Origin of the sequence: Timaviella obliquedivisa GSE-PSE-MK23-08B, from assembly GCA_019358855.1 — a bacterium.
In the GTDB taxonomy this organism is placed as follows: Bacteria; Cyanobacteriota; Cyanobacteriia; order Elainellales; family Elainellaceae; genus Timaviella; species Timaviella obliquedivisa.
Genome location: JAHHII010000013.1, coordinates 1 through 16,551, shown reverse-complemented (window position 1 = coordinate 16,551; position 16,551 = coordinate 1). Strand labels below are relative to the sequence as shown.

Sequence of the window (16,551 nt, the reverse complement as noted above, 5' to 3'; positions counted from 1 at the left end):
TGCATTTAGCAATGCCAAAATATCCGGTAGAAACTACCTGTAAAAACAGCGAGGATTTAAAACATGTGGCGGGTCATTATTCAGTGTTCGGCAGAAAGCTGGGCTACTCATGCCAAAGCGTTTAAAGCTATGGCGATTAAATATCCGGGTGAGGCGATCGCGTCCAAAAAAATGAAAGGCGATGAGCGTCGCATTATGGAGTATCGACTGGAAAATGTGGGCGATGCAGAAGACTTTGTGGCGGAGTGCATGACACTAGAAGGATTTCTTGCCGCGTTTGAAGCGCTCTAACAAGGATACTTATAGCAACTCTTAGATGGGAAGGACAAATCCTTTCCAATCCAATTTATAATCGTCACATCTGAAAAACAGTTCTAGCAAAGATTTGGAGGTTGTATGCCCCTGGCGGAATCCTTGCTTGTGGAACCCCTATTGCTCGACCTCAGTACTCTTCATCTCACAGACGAGCAATTTTATCAACTGTGTCTTGCAAATCCAGAGCAACGGCTCGAACTAACCTCAGCAGGAGTGCTGATCATTATGTCTCCTGTTGGCGGCGAAAGTGGCAGTTATGAACTGGAACTAGGAGCAGATCTGACAATTTGGAATCGTCGCACTGAACTTGGAAAAGTTTTTAGCTCATCCACTGGTTTCAAGCTGTCGTTGGGAGGGCAGCGATCGCCAGATGCAGCCTGGGTGAAGCGATCGCGGTGGGAGGCGTTAACATCTGAACAACGCCGCAAATTTCCTCCGGTCGCACCAGATTTTCTGATTGAGTTGCGCTCTGAGACTGATCCACTTGACAAGTCGATCGCCCACCTAAATCGTTAGGCTTTAACATAAGCAAGATCTACAATGGAGCGCTTAATGGCGTTTGTACAGCAACTCGTAATTATTGGTGGAGCAGAGGAGCGATCGGGCGATTGCCAGATTTTGCGCGAGTTTGTGCGGCGGGCGGGTGGTCGAGCGGCTCAAATTGTGGTGTTAACAGCAGCGACGAGTGAACCAGAAGAGGCTGGAAAAACCTATATTAGCGTCTTTAAGCGGCTGGGTGCGGCGGATGTAAAGATTGTAGATACGCGCGATCGCCAGGATGCGGAAAAGCTGGATGGGTTACTGGCGATCGCTCAAGCATCGGGTATTTTCTTTACGGGGGGCGACCAAACCCGCATTGTCCGCGCCATCAAAGACACGATTCTAGATGATGCTATTCGCAAGCGCTATCAAGCCGGAATTGTGGTGGGTGGAACTAGTGCTGGGGCTGCCATGATGCCCGACAAAATGATTGTAGATGGTAATTCTGTCAGCAGCCCTCACGCCGATTTGGTGAAAATGGCAGAAGGGATGGGCTTTTTGCCCAATGTAGTCATCGATCAACACTTCTCTCAACGGGGTCGCTTAGGGCGCTTATTGTCGGCACTGTTACTAGAGCCAAGCGTGTTGGGCTTTGGAATTGATGAAAATACGGCAATGGTGGTGGATAATGACGAGTTTATTGTAATGGGCGAAGGAGCCGTGACGGTGGTGGATGAGTCGGCAACGACTCACAATAATTTAGAGAAGAAGTTGTTGAAGGATGAACCCTTGGCAGTGTTGGGAGTGAAGCTTCATATTTTGCCGCAGGGATATCGGTTTAATTTAAAGACAAGAGAAGCGACTCCCCCATTTGTTTAGACAGAGATTTAGGTAAAGTTTTAAGCGGACACCTGCCCCAGTTCCATTAGGAATCGAAGGGCTTTGGCAATGTAATTAGAACAGTCATGGGGAGAGCTTTCATAGAACGATCGCCAGGCTACTCCTTTGTAATCGGTGTACTGATCTGACAGGTTAGGATTGCGATCGAGCCAAGCTAGCCGCACTGCGTGACCAATCAAAACATCTAAAACAATATATTCTTCAATCTGTAGTTCTGGGTTTCGTTCCGCGATCGCAGCTAGCTCCATTAATGCCTCTACGTTAACCTGATGGTATTCGGGGGCTTGAATGTTGTTTAATAAGTGTTCAATTCGGAGTGCAAAATTCTTTTCTCCGGGTGTCATTTCTGCAAGTAACAGTTCACTATCTAAACGGTTACGGCGATCGAGCTTATCGCCAATCACTAAGCCTTTACAATGTTCTAAAACTTTCCATACCTTTGGGTAAAAGCCCTTGGGCACGCGGTTAATTGCGCCATCGCGCTGGCGTTTTTGCCACCAAGCTTCGGCTTCCGCTTCCGCTTCGGCAGGTAGTACCACCCACTGAATTGCCTGTTGCTGACGCACTCGTAGTGACTCTTGCCGAAATAGATTTTGGTTCAAATCTTCGTAGCCTGCCAAAACTTCGCTAAGACGAGTTTTAATGTCGAAGGGGCTAAGCTGCATTAAGTGTTCGTGAGCTTCGTCTTGGGTAACGTTGAGTTCTTTAGCAAGTTCGCTGGTGAGCAGGAGGATGAGGTAACCCACTCGTAAGGTGAGCAACCCGTCAAACAAGGATGGATCGGTCTTGAGAAGGATGCTGAGGTAGATTAAAACCTCTTGTGTCAGGGGGCGATCGCGCACATCATTGCCGCAGAACTCTCGAATTTTTTCCAGCACTTCTCCGGTTGGAATAGCACTGGTAATTAACGATGCCTCGCTGTAAGCTCTTCCGACTGCGATTTGTTTACCCCGTACCAAAATATCGGTGACCGCATCCGACAGCCCGAAGTCTACTTTGTTCAGCAAGCCTGCCGCCCGTCGAATCACTCCCCATAGCCGAAGTTGGCTGGCTTTGGTATAAACTTCTTCTAATAAATCGCCTACTGTTACCTTCTGCTCCGGTTCGCCCAAACCTGTATTGAAGGACAATCCTTTAAGCTGAGTTAACGTCTCCAATAAATCGGTTTGTTCGTACAAATTATACGATTGGCGAAGCTGATTAATCAGCCTATAAACATCTGTTTCGTACGCCAGCAGGAACTCCTCGGTATTACTCAGAGGAACATTGCAGCTAGTCTCAGAGCACAAGTAATAACAATTAGGAATGACATCTTGAACCGGAGATGCAAAATTAAAATCGTGAATGAATTCAATCCGCTCGGTTCCTGCGGTTAGCATCAGTTGATTCAATCGCCCTAGCTTGACCGCAACACCACTACAGCTTCCTTCTTGCAACTCTCGCAGCAGAATCAGCAAGGGAGATTGGTCGATCGTGCCCACTCGCTCTAGTTCAAACATGGCGTGGGTTAGCAATAGCGTCATAGTTGGTCGTCCTAGTTGATCCCAGTGCCGCTGAATGTAGGACAATTCACCCCGAATTTGGGCCACCAAAAAGTGATAGTCGAGAGTTAAATAGAACTGTTGTTGGTCAAGGAAGGAGGGCAAAAATACCACAACCTCACCCCGAATTCGGAAGATCCGTGATGGTGCCAAACTTCTGAGCCGCCGCACTGGGCGACCCGTTAGCCCCAACTTATCGTTGCGTCCAATTTGGTTATAGATGGCGGAAAGTTCGCCAATGGGATGCACCTGCAAGGGAGAAACTTGGCTAGGAGTTTGGGTGGTGATGCCATAGGTGGCTAACTCGGTTTGAAGCGCTTCGTCTTCGCTAAGAAGGGCGATTTGGACAAGGGGCGCTTGACGGTTACCTAGCCGCAGATGACGACCGAGGGGATCAATGTCGCCTAGGGCAATAAAGTCCTCTCGGATGAGTTGACCGAGCAAGTAGAGGCTTTGTGTCCAGACAAGCGGAGTATTCTCGTTGGCAAGACGGGTCTGGCTGCCAGGGGCAGCGCGTTCTGCATCAATTTTTTCGGCGGGAACGTAGTAGAGTTCGGGAAGGAGATGGAAGCCGTTTTGCTCGACAAAGAGGGGTTGAATGCGTTGGTGGTAGTCGTCGGCTTGAGCGCGATCGCCCCGAAACAAAGCATCCAACATCAGGTACGTGAAAAACAAAGGCCACTCGCACTCAATATGCTCAAACTGTTTGAGTTCCTTCGGCTCATAGTGCAACCGCGTCGCATCTTCAATAACCGTTTGGTGCCCATCCCGCAAGAATCGCTTACAGCCATATCGTCCTTGCAACTTAGTCACCACATCTTCACGGGTTCGTTTGACCAAAGCGGAATTCTCAATGGCGAATGCCGGAAAGCCAATCACGCTCAAGAGCGCTGCGTCTACTTCTTTAGAACTCGACTCTCTAGGCAACAGCGATTCTAAGGTCATCCGTGTCCGAGCAATTTCGTCGGGTAGCACATGAATAACAGAGGCTTGACTGCCATGAACGCCGAATAAATCTAGTCCGCTCATTGCCTCTAGCGCCGCCTTCGCCATGCCCGCAGAGCTAGCGTTGAGTTCGGGGTTGCCATGATTAATTTTGTTGCCCCGTTCCCAAATACCGTAGTCAGGGGTGCGGTAGGCGCGCCCAATGTAGTAAACCAAGTTTTGAATAAAGTTAACTTCGTCAAGAGTAAAAATAATTTGCAGCCCTGAAGCAGTCATCTGTGCCAACATCAGCAGATATAAAGATGTGGCATCAAGCTGCAAATGTCCCCACTGATGGTCTTCTACCACGGTGTCGCCCGTGTCAGTATCATACTTAGCGTGGAGAGCATCCAAAGGAGCCTGGGTGACTTTGAATTTCTCTACTTTGTGTGCCTGTCGCATCATGGCAAAGAGCAGACCCCGCATGAGCTTAGTAACACTGTGCTCTAGCTCGTAAGCCCTGCCCTGATTATCGTCTAGCTTGCGATACGCTAACGCTAGCCCCCAGACTGCCAAAATGCTGTACACATTGTCGCGCACCCAAGCATCGGTATAGTCGCCGTGGGCGTTGATGGCGGTACTGGCAGGCATGAGCCCAGTAACAGGGTTTTGGCGCGCCAAGATGACGGCTTTGACTTCATGGTAATAGCCGTCAAGTCCAGAGCCGTCAAGTCTAGAGGATGGGGAGTCAGAGGAAGAGGAGGTTGTCCGCATCGTTGAGGTTTTTAGAATGTTTTGATTATCGCTGGTTAGGGATAGAAGCGTACAGTTAGAAGATTTTCTTTTGGAAGAGGTTAAATAAAACAATAATTCTCTGGTAAAGTGTCGTCTACAAAACGCTCCATTTTATTTAAGATCGGTTAGAACTACGGACGGTAATCTATCTTAGCTAATATGAAACTGTCCTCTTGGGCAAAAGTCCAAGCGCTTCAACAAGAAGGGTCTGCTATTCGATGGGTTCGTCGGTTCAGAAAAGTCTCGGTGTTGCTGATTTGGATTTCGCTGTTCACAATTTTGGCAAGCCCGCTGTTGCTGAAGCTCCTGCCGATTTTTCAACAGACACTGAGTCAAAAAAGATCGCCTAATTTATCTATAGAGCGATCGCCCCTCTCACTCATTTCTCAAAACGCTCAACCGATCGCCTCTAGCAACCCGCAGGGAGTTGCCCTACCCACTTGTGGTACTAAGCCTGATGCTAGTGTGAGCCTTTTGGCTGAAACAGTATTGCCCGAACTCAAGGCTTATCTTTCAGCAGCCCCTGCCCCTAACATTCATTCACGGGCGCAGCTTGCAAAAGTGCCTGTCATGATGTATCACGATGTGCTGCCCGAAAAAGAAGTTTTTTTTGATATTACTCGTGAAGAGTTCGAGGGAGATCTACAGCGTATTCGAGAGAACGGCTTAACCCCGGTCAGTCTCGATCATTTGGTTAATCATCTCAAAACAGGCATCCCCCTTCCGCCCAAGCCCATTGTGCTGACCTTTGATGATGGCTACTCTGGACACTATCAACACGTTTACCCACTACTGAAAAAGTACGGCTACCCTGCAACGTTTGCCATTTACACTGCTAAAGTAGGCAAAAAACTAGGACGCTCTAGCCTGACTTGGGCACAGCTTGAGGAAATGTCAAAAAATCCACTGGTGACGATCGCCTCCCACACGCTCACCCATCCTGACTTGACGCAGCAACCGAGCGATCTTCTTGACCAAGAAATCATTGAGTCCAAACAAACGTTAGAAAAGGCGTTAAATATACCGATTCAACACTTTGTTTATCCTGAAGGAAAGTTTGATGAACGGGTAGAGGCGAGCGTTCAGAAGGCAGGATATACCTCTGCATTAATTATGCGAAATGGTGATGGTAAATTCGCCGGAGAGTCAGCTAACTTACTAACCGTGGAACGGTTTGGGTTTTCTGAGTTAGATGAAGTGATGGCTCAAGCCTATGGGGGATCTCCGCTGCCAAGTTGGAGCGATCGGCTAGATCTTCAGGCTCCTATGGAGGTGAGGCGCGAAACCCTCGAAGATATTCCATTCGTTTTTGTGTCAGGCGGCAGACCCATCACTATTCATTCTGATAAGCGTTATCGCATTAACGAAATCTTGGCTCGTTCCAATGCAGTGGCGGCTGTGGGGGGCAGCTTCTTTTCGTTAGAAAGTCTTGATACTAACGTGATCATTGGTCCGGTAATCAGTCAAAACACCCAAAAATTTATCCCTGGTAACTCTAGTGAAAACCTTAAGCTCAAAGATCGTCCGCTCGTGCTGATCAATTCACAAGGCGTAAAGTTCTTACCTTTTGATCCACAACGGCACAACACCCTAGAGAGTTTTCAAGCAGAACTTCCAGGCGTGACCGATGGGTTTGTGGCGGCAGGTTGGTTGGTTAAGGACAGTCTACCTCGACCCGCATCAGCATTTGGTCAGCTCTATGGCTTTGACTTTGAGCGCGATCGCGCTTTTTGGGGAATTGACCACCAAGGTCGTCCTACGGTGGGCATTTCAACTGTAGGGCTAGATTCGGTGCGGCTGGGTAAGCTGTTGGCTCAGGCAGGCTTTAGAGATGTAATTATGGTCGATTCGGGAGCTAGTACAGACTTGGTTTACCAGGGGCAATCTTTGGGTGTCTTTGAGCCGCGTCCCTTGCCGCATATTGTGGGGTTGGTGCCGCCAGCCGGGTTGGCAGGGTGTCAGTAGCGGAAGCGGTGGTAACGAATAGCTGAACGCTAAGGGAGTGGCAATTAAATAACGCCCCGAATCGCCCCCTAAATCCCCCATTTTGGGGGTCTTCCGAACCTATTCGCCCAAAATGAGGAATTTAGGAGGCTGAAAAGTCAATGCATCCTACCGGGGTTTTTTTCACGCAACTTCCTAAGACTGCAACCTTAGAACTGCCGCGACCAGTCTTTCTGACTCCATCGCTCTACAACCACTTTTGTTTGGGTAAAGAACTCAACTGCATGACTGCCCTGTCCATGCAAATCGCCAAAAAAGCTGTCTTTCCAACCGCTGAAGGGAAAGAACGCCATGGGTGCGGCGACACCAACATTGATGCCAATATTGCCCGCTTCGGCTTCGTAGCGAAACTTGCGGGCGGCGGCTCCATTGTTGGTAAATAAACAAGCCATGTTGCCGTATTGTCCGCCGTTGATGATGGCGATCGCTTCGTCAATGCTTTCTACATGCATCAAGCTCAGCACAGGTCCAAAAATTTCGGTTTTGGCAATTTCGCTGTGGGGATCAACGTTTTGCAGAATCGTGGGGCGCACAAAATAGCCTTGCTCATAGCTGGGAATGCGGGGCGATCGCCCATCTACTAAAACCTTTGCTCCTTCGTCGGCTCCCTGTTGAATGAGTTGCTCAATGCGGGTTTTGCTGGCAGCATTAATCACGGCTCCCATTTGTACGCCTGCGTCTAAGCCGTTACCCACAATGCGAGTGGATGCAGCATGGGCGATCGCCTCCGTGTAGCTGTCCTGCGCATCGCCAACCGTAATAGCTAACGAAGCGGCTAAACAACGCTGCCCGGCGCAGCCAAAGGCGCTGTCGGCAGTAATGCGGGTAGTCATGTCCATGTCAGCATCGGGAAGAATAATCACGGGATTCTTTGCGCCACCTTGACACTGAACGCGCTTACCATTGGCTGAGGCACGGCTGTAGATATAGCGCGCTATGGGAGTAGAACCCACAAAGCTAATGGCGCGAACCTGCGGGTGATCGAGGATCGCATCAACGGCTTCCTTTCCACCGTTAACAAGATTGAGAACGCCCGCAGGCAAGTTTAATTGATCGATTAGTTGAAAGACTTTTTGCATTGTTAACGGCACTTTTTCAGAAGGCTTAACAATGTAAGTGTTACCCGTTGCAATGGCATAGGGCATAAACCAAAAAGGAATCATGCCCGGAAAGTTGAAGGGCGCGATCGCCGCTGCGACACCCAACGGTTGACGGATCATAATCTCGTCAATACCCGTTGCGATATCTTCCAGGTTAGTGCCCTGCATCATCATCGGAATGCCACAGGCAACCTCGACGTTTTCGATCGCCCGTCGCATTTCGCCCCGAGCTTCATCCAGCGTTTTACCGCATTCTTCCACCACAGTGCGGGATAGATCCTCAAACTGTTCATCCATTAATACTTTGAGTCGGAAGAGATATTGCACGCGCTGCAAAGGTGGAGTACGTCGCCACGTTTGAAAGGCGATTGCGGCTGAAGCGACGGCTTGCTCAACTTCATGGGCAGACGACAATGGGACTTGGGCGATCGCTTGCGCATTAGCAGGATTAATTACCGCTAGAAACTCGGTGGCAGTAGAGACACACCATTGACCATTGATATAGTTTTTGACGACAGGCAGAGAAGGGTGGGGCATGGGGAATCACTCAATTGCTAGGGCAAAATTGCTGGATCAGTCTGGATGAACCAAGAGCAGCTTTCACTACAATAAAGCGAATTCAAAACAATAAAGCGAATTCAAATTTAAGTGCGTTAAAGGAGCCGATTAACTGAGATAGCAGAATGATTCAGCGGAACTGATACCCAAGGTTTATCATCCTGATGCCGGACTAACCGCTTCGCCATGGCACTAGAAAAAAGCCCGATTTCCCAAGGAAGTCCGGCTTTTAACCCAATTATGTTGCTGGTCTTAAGGCTAGTACTTATGCCTTGAGAAGGGTGACTTCTTGGGATGACTCTCCCCTTCAAAGGGCTGAACACCACTCTGGGGATAATCATCATGATTAGGGCTAAAAAGCTCGATGCAGCCATCAAAAAAATATGAAATCGCAACGCCGATCGCTTGGATGATGTTCATAATTATGACCTTTAAGTTGATGAAGGGAAGAACAGAAACCAGATGAGAATTTTATGCTGCGATCGCACCTAACCTGGTACGCTCCCTCAATCTAGTTAACCTGCCTAATTGCATCATAGAAGAATTCACCTCAGAATTCAGTTGTCTCTATGATTCTTTACAGGGCTGCCTTAATAGATCTTTAATTGAACTAACTTCTCAACAATCAAATTTTTAACCAAAGCTGCTAACAATTCAGCGCTATTAGGAACCGCCAAGCTTCCGGCTGCGGCTGCCATTTCTTGAAGGGTTTCGGGCGATCGTAATAATTCCAACACTTTCGTTTGCAAAGTTTCGGCTGTGAGCAGGTTTTGAGGAAATAGCAGTGCGGCTCCTGCATCAGCAAATACTCTGGCGTTGTAAGTCTGATGATCTTCGGCGGCGTAAGGGTAGGGAACGAGAATTGCAGGAGTTTGAGTCATCGCTAACTCGGTCATCGAACCTGCACCCGCTCGACTAATGGCAAGATTTGCCCGATGAAGTAGCGCTGCCATGTTGTTGTAAAACGGCAGCCCAAAATAATGGGGATGGCGAAAGCTATTAGCTTCAGGATCACTTTCTCCAGTCAGGTGAACGATCCACGCTCCAGCATCGATCCAGGCGGGAGCACACTCCCGTACCTTTTGATTCAGGCTGACGGCTCCCTGACTGCCGCCCACCACCACAATTAAGGGAGCCTCTGAGGAAATTGCTAGATCTAGCGGTGGATGGGTGCGGAACTGTGCCCGAACAGGCGTACCGACATAGATCGTTTGGGCACGGGGCAAGTATTGCGCCGCCGATTCAAAGCCGATCGCCACTCGCGTACAGAGTGGGCTGAGCCACCGAGTCACCTTGCCAGGTAGCGCATTAGACTCGTGCAGCACCACGGGCAAACCCAAAGAACGCGCCGCCAAAATAGCAGGGGCAGCAATGTAGCCCCCTGTGGTTAGCACCGCTTGAAACTTACCTTTTTTAAGTAACTTGCGCACTTGTAGCACCGACAGCAGCAGTTTGGTAAAAATGCGCAGGGTGCCTAGTCCAAATTTTTGCTGAAAGCCCCCAACGTCAATGGTGTGAAGCGGATAGGTTGCAGGCACAAGCTGGGTTTCGAGGCGATCGGGCACGCCTAGCCATTCAATCTTAGTCTGGGGGAGTTGCTCGGCAGTGGCGATCGCTGGGAATAAATGTCCACCCGTGCCGCTGGCTGCAATTAACAGCCGTTGAGGCAGTTCTTCTGATAATTCTTGAGACATTTTTGCAGAGGTAGCGACCGACATAACTTTACCTGACTGGCTATTATTGAGAACCTGAGGTGAGAACCTGAAACCTTTTTCTGAAACCTTTTTACTGTTCGCTAGGAGACGAATCAAGATACCCTAGAATCATTTGCAGATGCTCGTTCCACTTTTGGGGCAAAGAAGCACAATTAATATTAGGGCTAAGTTGCTATTTTGCGTCACCTTGTTCCACTCATTTTGAGCGAATTTCCATGCGTTATTGTTTTACCTCCTGGTCTAGCTGTGCCCTAATTTGGGCCTTAGGAATTGCGCCCTTTAGCCTAGGGATAACTGGCTGGACAGATCAAGCCCTTGCTCAAGCGCCTGCTGCCGCGCCTGCTGTGCGTCCGGCTCCTGCCATTTTGACCCAGACCCTAGCTCAAATTGACGCGGCGGCTAGTGGGGGTAATTTGCCCGCTGTTATGGCGTTCTATGACCCTCAATTCACAAATTCTGATGGGTTGACCTACCGCTCTTTTCAAGACGCATTGTCAAAGTTTTGGAAGCGTTACCCCGGCATGGTCTACAAAACTGAGATTAATTCTTGGAAGGCAGAGGGCAGTGCGTTAGTGGTGGAGACAACAACAACCATTACTGGCACCCAGACCACGCCCGATCGCCCCATTAATTTGACTGCGACTATTGCTTCGCGGCAACGATTTGAAGGTCAAAAAATTGTTCAGCAAGAAATTTTGTCAGAGCAAAGCCAGGTGACGATGGGTCAAACGCCGCCCACGGTGCAGGTTAACTTGCCCGAACAGATAACCATCGGACGCAGCTATGCTTTTGATGCCATTGTTACCGAGCCGTTGGGCGATCGTCTGCTGTTAGGCGCAGCGCTGGAAGAAACAATCAGTGCTGGCGGTTACCTCAATGCAGTTCCAATCAACTTGGAGCTACTGTCATCCGGGGGGCTTTTCAAAATCGGGCGTGCTCCGCTCCTTCCTGAGAATCGCTGGGTTTCGGCAGTAATCATTCGCAACGATGGTATGACCGCAGTGACTCAACGGATGCGGATTGTTGGACGGTAAGTAAATTGTTGAATGGTACTAAATTGTTAGCGGCAGAGGATTAAGAGGAGTCTACGACTCCTCTTAATCCTCTAGGGGTTTTTGCTGATAATGAGAACAGTCTTGACAGGGCCCAAAGGGATTGATGGCACAGCGAATTTGATTGGAGCGGGCATTGAACCGACAAGTAAAGTCTCCAATGATGTAACCGATGCCTTCAACATAGTGCTGATCAGGCTGTAGCCGTAAGGGCATCCCGCGTGTGGCAAAGGCATCCATGGCTAGACGCAGGCGTGCTTGCCCTCGTGCATCGGCTTGCCGCATGAGCCACAGGGACAGCAGAGAGGGCGTTAAACCTAGAAACAGAATGAACAGTGTTGCAATCACAGGATTCTGGCAGCTAAAGTTTGGCGAGAAACTTGGCGAAAGTGTAGCATTTATCCGCAAGAGAGGGGAACCATCATTTGTCCCGTTAGGCTGAAGGAGCGGGCTTCGGTGATGTTAACCCGGATGGTTTTTCCCTGTAGCTCCTGAATATCGCCGGTGCAAAAGGTGAGGCGGTTGCCTCGAGTTCTGCCCATTACTTGGGTTGGAAATTTGGGGTTTTGTGCTTCTACTAAAATTTCCTCGGTGCGCCCCAAGTAGCGCTGCGATCGCTCGGCGGCTGAGGTGTTGACCACATGGTTCAGGCGTTGGAGGCGATCGCTCTTAATTTCTTCACTCAACTGGTTTTCCCACAGTGCCGCAGGAGTGCCAGGACGGGGAGAGTAAGCGGCAGTGTTGACCATATCAAACTCAGTGTCTTCCATCAGTTTGAGCGTATTGGCAAACTGTTCCTCGGTTTCACCCGGAAACCCGGCGATCGCATCCGCACTAATGGAAGCATCGGGCATATAGTAGCGCACCATGTCGATAATCCGCCGATACTTCTCGTGAGTGTAGCCGCGCGACATGGCTTTCAACACCTCGTTATCGCCCGACTGAAAGGGAATATGGAAATGCTCACACACCTTGGGCAACTCGGCACAAGCCCGAATCAACCGCTCGGTAAAATAGCGAGGGTGGCTAGTGGCAAACCGGATACGCTCAACACCAGGAACATCGTGGACAAAGTACAGCAAATCAGTCAGCGTATGCTGATGGCGACCCTCAGCAGTAGATCCTGGCAAATCGCGTCCGTAGGCATCAATGTTTTGCCCTAACAGCGTGATTTCCTTAAAACCCTGCCGACCCAATTCTTCTATTTCTGCCCGAATGGCTTCCGGTGTACGCGACTGCTCTACGCCTCGCACATTAGGCACAACGCAATAGGTACAGCGTTCGTTACAGCCATAAATGACGTTAACCCAAGCGGTAATGTGACTATCCCGACGCGGTTGAGTAATGTCTTCTAAAATATGAACCGACTCAGTAGCAACAACCTGGTTGCCGTTAAACACTTGCTCTAGCAGATCCTGCAAACGATTGGCGTGCTGCGGGCCCATCACTAAATCTAGTTCGGGCACTCGCCGCAGTAGAGCTTCACCTTCCTGTTGCGCCACACATCCGGCAAGAATCAGAGTCAGGTCAGGCTTTTCGTGCTTGCGTCTTGCCTGTTTGCCAAGGTGCGAATAAACCCTCTGCTCGGCGTTGTCCCGAATGGTGCAGGTGTTGTAGAGAATGAGATCGGCTTGATTGGGATCTTCCGACCAGCGAAAACCCATGTCCTCCAAAATGCCAGCCATCCGCTCGGAGTCGGCTTTGTTCATTTGGCAGCCGAAGGTGGTGATGTGATATAGCTTGGGAGAAGAAGACATGGGAAGAAATGGAAAGAGGATAGTCTCTTATTTTATCGGGTTCAGGAGGATGAGCAAAAAAATCCCTAACGCAGGCTAACTAATGTCTTTGAAATATTTTGAAATATCATCAAAAACACGATATTAGAGTAGGCGATCGAAACGTCTCCTTAACGAATCTGCTGAAGTTAACTCAAATATTAAAGTTTATAAACTCTTTAAAGATTCATTGATAGGCAGTTTCTATGAGTTTAATAATTTTCTCTTTCCTTCCGTCCCCTAATCTCGGTAAGATACAAGCATTAGCCAAACCATCTCAATAATCATCCCAACCATTTATGAGTGTAGTTAGCCAAGTCATTCTTAATGCCGACGAAGAACTTCGCTACCCCAGCAGTGGCGAGTTGCAGAGTATTCAAGCTTTTTTAAAAACCGGCGAGAAGCGAACTCGCATCGCGGCGACCTTAGCCGATAACGAAAAGAAAATTGTTCAAGCTGCCAGCAAGCAGCTTTGGCAGAAGCGTCCAGATTTTATCGCTCCGGGCGGAAATGCCTACGGCGATCGCCAACGTGCCCTCTGTCTCCGTGACTATGGCTGGTATCTTCGCCTAGTGACCTATGGCGTTTTGGCAGGCGACAAAGACCCGATTGAAAGCATTGGTCTAGTGGGTGTGCGAGAAATGTACAACTCTCTCGGCGTTCCGGTTCCTGGCATGGTGGAATCCATTCGTTGCCTCAAGGCTTCATCTTTAGCACTCTTGAATGACGAAGATGCGGCTGAAGCGGCTCCTTACTTCGACTACATCATTCAGTCCATGTCTTAAGATTAGAGTGTCATCAAAAGCCCCGTTGTCATTGTTATGTGGACAGCGGGGCTTTTTGCTGAAAAAGCAAGAGCTAGGTTGTTTGGGGTGTCTATGTTGCTTGAGGTGTCTGCTGCTCATCGATCGCCCGACAACAATCTTCAACAGGGGCACGTTGCTCCATTGCCGCAACTAATGCTTCAAACGCCTGCATCTGCCCTTGAATTAATGACTTCGCCTGGAAAATTGCTCCTTTCTCTTTCAGCGCTCCCTCAGCATTAGTACGTTTAAGCTGAAACCACAGCGTCCGGAACTTTTGGCGATCGTCTGCGCCGCCCTCAGCATTGCCATAGATCAAGGTTTCGGCAGCAGTTCCCGCCATCCAAACAGTGCAGTAGCGATCGATCAGTTGATTCGATAAGATGCCCTGCTTTAACTCTTGGTCTAACTCCTGTGTGTCAAAGCTAACGCCACCTTGACCGCGTTGCCCTTGGCGAAATGCTTCCCAAGCCGTTAGGGTATAGCCCGTAATAGGAATACCCGACAGATGCGCCACCAAAAAATGCCCAGCTTCATGGCAAATGACCCGCGCCCGATGCTCTGGCGATAGGCGGGCAAAACCATCAATGACGATCGCCCCAAACCGTCCTTGCAACCCAAAGGTATCAACCGCCATAAAGCTGAGGATGGCGAAAGTGGCGATCGCTGGAACAGTCGGCGACAAATGCAGAATGGGCCCAAGTAGGCTCATCATGACTAACGAAAAAAGAGTGATAGCGACGAGGTTAAGAGAGGCTTGATTCACTTTTTTCTGGTTCTGTAGAATATTTCTAGGCTTTTGCGATCGCCCACATAGCGCCAATGCCACGGTTCGTAGCTTACCTTTTCGGGATTGCCTTTGGCAAAAGACAGTTCAAAACTATAGTATGCCGCATTTTGCTGAAGCCACTTAAAGGCAGCAGTTTGCTCAAAACTTTGGCTCAAATGAGTTCCAGGTTCATTAGCATCGCCAATGTCGGCAGAATATCCGGTGTGGTGTTCGCTGTAGCCTGGAGGAGCGCTGACATCGGCGCGAGTATCGGTATTTTGTCCCCGTTCGGCTTTGACATCAAAAAATAAATGCGTCTGCTCTTCCACCGAGCGAAACCCTGAAAGGATAGTTAGGCTAACACCCTCTGCTTGGGCGGCATCCACCATTGCCAGAAACTTAGGGGCAGCCGCTTTATGCATCTTAATGTCATTGGCAACTGGCTCTAGGTCAGATAAAGGCACTTCGGCATAGCGGTAATGCCCCAAGACTTGGTCGGGGGAGGCGGTGGCACTGCTGGAAGACGGTAACGGAACTGTAGTAGAAGATGAGATAACGGCTCCCGATGGCTGACCCGATCGCTGCTCTGTAGAATTTGCGCTTAGAGCAGTCGGTTGAGGACGGAGGTTGAACCAGATAAAAGGTAGGATGACTAAAAGAAAAGCGGCGATCGCCAACCCAATGAACTTCAACGATTTTTTAGACTTCCGAGGCTCATCACGCAATTCTCGATAAGCTTCAGGCAAGTCATCATGCTGTGAGGCAGAGTATTCCGACAAGCGCTTAGGTACTTTTGGTAAACCTGCATCATCCACAAAGCTATCCTCCAACCTGCGCGACAAAGACCCTTCTCAGGATACTAGATTTGCAACAAGGACAACCAAATCCCACATTACCGTATAAAAATTGACGTTGCTGAATTGTAGTATGAAAACCCGGTTCCCCTGCCCTCGCAGAAAAGGAGCTAGGGATTAGGTTGGGGCGGCAACGCAGGTAGATAGATCTCTGCCCCAATTTCTCTCCTGAAGGAAGGGAGCTTTGAGTAGATGGCTCAATTTGCGCAAAGGGGGACGTGGCAGATAGGGTTGTTTACTTTTCCCAACAGCCGAAAGCACCACGCACTCTATCAGAAATTTGGGTTCTACCCACGTTTCCTCACCTTCATCATGGCAAAACCAATTCAGCCACATCAGCAAGACTTGCGAGCAACAAAATCCTCTCAAAACCCCCAGCAGCGATCGCAATGTCTTAAGGCATGTGCTGAACTGACGAATGCTATCTATGCTGGGCTAGATGTATCGCGTGAGATTGTTGCGTTGAGGAGCAAAGTTTAGGGGATACTATTTTGCTGGGGGATAAAACAGATTTGGCAGGACTTGCAGTTTGTCATAGGGGGCAAGCAGCGAGGCAGTCAACGATGTCTGCTACATCAAATTTGGAGGAATGCGCCCAGATCCTGCCGTCTTCTTTTCTACAAACCTTAGCTTTTCACTAATCTTTTCGCCAACCTCTTGCAGCAACGACTTCCCTTTGATCTTAATCTCGCTATCAATCTTTGCTCAATTTTGGACAGAATTCCTAACAGGTTTGCTGTCTGCTGATTAAAACAGGTCAGTGAAACTCAAGATAGTATTTAAGTTACTTTTGTCCGTCCAGCAGCAAGAGAACTTCATTGAGATATTTGTAAGGACGCTTAAGAGGATGTTTGAAAAGTCAGCTAGTCGGTAAAAAAGCTCTCTCAGTGTAAGCTGCGAATAGAAAGCACGCAGCACCGAGAAAGCAATATGAGTAAAGCATATCCCAGCAATCTGACTACTGGA

Annotated in this window: 14 protein-coding genes; 7 read left to right on the top strand and 7 right to left on the bottom strand. The window is 49.1% G+C overall.

Annotation, left to right across the window (positions count from 1 at the left end; genetic code table 11):
* Positions 1 to 63: 63 nt before the first annotated feature.
* The 3 genes from KME11_18760 (at position 64) to KME11_18750 (ending at position 1,674) form a co-directional block, all read left to right on the top strand.
* Positions 64 to 291: a hypothetical protein gene (locus KME11_18760; GenBank protein MBW4517253.1), complete on the top strand. Its 228-nt coding sequence runs from the start codon at positions 64 to 66 to the stop codon at positions 289 to 291.
* A gap of 105 nt (positions 292 to 396) precedes the next feature.
* Positions 397 to 831 carry a Uma2 family endonuclease gene (locus KME11_18755; GenBank protein MBW4517252.1) on the top strand — a complete coding sequence of 145 codons (435 nt, stop codon included), beginning with the start codon at positions 397 to 399 and terminating at the stop codon, positions 829 to 831.
* Positions 832 to 867: 36 nt separating this feature from the next.
* Entirely contained in the window at positions 868 to 1,674 is an 807-nt protein-coding gene (locus KME11_18750; GenBank protein ID MBW4517251.1) for a cyanophycinase, read from the top strand.
* Between the two features lie 20 nt (positions 1,675 to 1,694).
* Here KME11_18750 and KME11_18745 read toward each other — a convergent pair whose 3' ends face one another.
* The gene (locus KME11_18745) at positions 1,695 to 4,934 is read right to left on the bottom strand and encodes a glycoside hydrolase family 15 protein (protein MBW4517250.1); all 3,240 of its coding nucleotides are present in this window, start codon (positions 4,932 to 4,934) and stop codon (positions 1,695 to 1,697) included.
* Between the two features lie 180 nt (positions 4,935 to 5,114).
* Here KME11_18745 and KME11_18740 point away from each other — a divergent pair, with 180 nt between their 5' ends.
* Positions 5,115 to 6,920, top strand: a complete 1,806-nt coding sequence (locus KME11_18740; GenBank protein ID MBW4517249.1) for a polysaccharide deacetylase family protein — start codon at positions 5,115 to 5,117, stop codon at positions 6,918 to 6,920.
* A gap of 188 nt (positions 6,921 to 7,108) precedes the next feature.
* Here the strand turns inward: KME11_18740 and KME11_18735 are convergent, their stop codons facing one another.
* Positions 7,109 to 8,596 carry a CoA-acylating methylmalonate-semialdehyde dehydrogenase gene (locus KME11_18735; protein ID MBW4517248.1) on the bottom strand — a complete coding sequence of 496 codons (1,488 nt, stop codon included), beginning with the start codon at positions 8,594 to 8,596 and terminating at the stop codon, positions 7,109 to 7,111.
* Positions 8,597 to 9,207: 611 nt separating this feature from the next.
* On the bottom strand, positions 9,208 to 10,335 hold the full coding sequence (gene murG, locus KME11_18730) for an undecaprenyldiphospho-muramoylpentapeptide beta-N-acetylglucosaminyltransferase (GenBank protein ID MBW4517247.1): 1,128 nt from the start codon (positions 10,333 to 10,335) through the stop codon (positions 9,208 to 9,210).
* Positions 10,336 to 10,547: 212 nt separating this feature from the next.
* Here murG and KME11_18725 point away from each other — a divergent pair, with 212 nt between their 5' ends.
* Positions 10,548 to 11,366, top strand: a complete 819-nt coding sequence (locus KME11_18725; protein MBW4517246.1) for a nuclear transport factor 2 family protein — start codon at positions 10,548 to 10,550, stop codon at positions 11,364 to 11,366.
* 63 nt (positions 11,367 to 11,429) lie between these two features.
* On the opposite strand, the gene KME11_18720 is transcribed toward KME11_18725, so the two are convergent.
* Complete coding sequence (locus KME11_18720) at positions 11,430 to 11,669, bottom strand: hypothetical protein (protein MBW4517245.1); 240 nt, start codon at positions 11,667 to 11,669, stop codon at positions 11,430 to 11,432.
* Between the two features lie 113 nt (positions 11,670 to 11,782).
* Positions 11,783 to 13,141 carry a tRNA (N6-isopentenyl adenosine(37)-C2)-methylthiotransferase MiaB gene (gene miaB / locus KME11_18715; protein MBW4517244.1) on the bottom strand — a complete coding sequence of 453 codons (1,359 nt, stop codon included), beginning with the start codon at positions 13,139 to 13,141 and terminating at the stop codon, positions 11,783 to 11,785.
* Positions 13,142 to 13,458: 317 nt separating this feature from the next.
* On the opposite strand from miaB, the gene KME11_18710 reads away from it, so the two are divergent.
* The gene (locus KME11_18710) at positions 13,459 to 13,944 is read left to right on the top strand and encodes an allophycocyanin (GenBank protein ID MBW4517243.1); all 486 of its coding nucleotides are present in this window, start codon (positions 13,459 to 13,461) and stop codon (positions 13,942 to 13,944) included.
* 91 nt (positions 13,945 to 14,035) lie between these two features.
* Here KME11_18710 and KME11_18705 read toward each other — a convergent pair whose 3' ends face one another.
* Both KME11_18705 and KME11_18700 read right to left on the bottom strand, forming a co-directional pair.
* Positions 14,036 to 14,728 (bottom strand): ATP-dependent Zn protease, encoded by a 693-nt coding sequence (locus KME11_18705; GenBank protein ID MBW4517242.1) that lies wholly within the window; start codon positions 14,726 to 14,728, stop codon positions 14,036 to 14,038.
* On the bottom strand, positions 14,725 to 15,546 hold the full coding sequence (locus KME11_18700; protein ID MBW4517241.1) for a D-alanyl-D-alanine carboxypeptidase family protein: 822 nt from the start codon (positions 15,544 to 15,546) through the stop codon (positions 14,725 to 14,727). Before KME11_18700 ends, KME11_18705 begins: the two co-directional genes overlap by 4 nt.
* A gap of 351 nt (positions 15,547 to 15,897) precedes the next feature.
* On the opposite strand from KME11_18700, the gene KME11_18695 reads away from it, so the two are divergent.
* A complete protein-coding gene (locus KME11_18695) occupies positions 15,898 to 16,065 on the top strand; it encodes a hypothetical protein (GenBank protein ID MBW4517240.1) in 168 nt (55 codons plus the stop codon).
* Positions 16,066 to 16,551 lie beyond the last annotated feature (486 nt).

Coding starts and splice junctions, on each gene's coding strand:
- KME11_18760 (MBW4517253.1), top strand. CDS start 64: ATGTGGCGGGTCATTATTCAGTGTTCGGCAGAAAGCTGGGCTACTCAT.
- KME11_18755 (MBW4517252.1), top strand. CDS start 397: ATGCCCCTGGCGGAATCCTTGCTTGTGGAACCCCTATTGCTCGACCTC.
- KME11_18750 (MBW4517251.1), top strand. CDS start 868: ATGGCGTTTGTACAGCAACTCGTAATTATTGGTGGAGCAGAGGAGCGA.
- KME11_18745 (MBW4517250.1), bottom strand. CDS start 4,934: ATGCGGACAACCTCCTCTTCCTCTGACTCCCCATCCTCTAGACTTGAC.
- KME11_18740 (MBW4517249.1), top strand. CDS start 5,115: ATGAAACTGTCCTCTTGGGCAAAAGTCCAAGCGCTTCAACAAGAAGGG.
- KME11_18735 (MBW4517248.1), bottom strand. CDS start 8,596: ATGCCCCACCCTTCTCTGCCTGTCGTCAAAAACTATATCAATGGTCAA.
- murG (MBW4517247.1), bottom strand. CDS start 10,335: ATGTCGGTCGCTACCTCTGCAAAAATGTCTCAAGAATTATCAGAAGAA.
- KME11_18725 (MBW4517246.1), top strand. CDS start 10,548: ATGCGTTATTGTTTTACCTCCTGGTCTAGCTGTGCCCTAATTTGGGCC.
- KME11_18720 (MBW4517245.1), bottom strand. CDS start 11,669: ATGCGGCAAGCCGATGCACGAGGGCAAGCACGCCTGCGTCTAGCCATG.
- miaB (MBW4517244.1), bottom strand. CDS start 13,141: ATGTCTTCTTCTCCCAAGCTATATCACATCACCACCTTCGGCTGCCAA.
- KME11_18710 (MBW4517243.1), top strand. CDS start 13,459: ATGAGTGTAGTTAGCCAAGTCATTCTTAATGCCGACGAAGAACTTCGC.
- KME11_18695 (MBW4517240.1), top strand. CDS start 15,898: ATGGCAAAACCAATTCAGCCACATCAGCAAGACTTGCGAGCAACAAAA.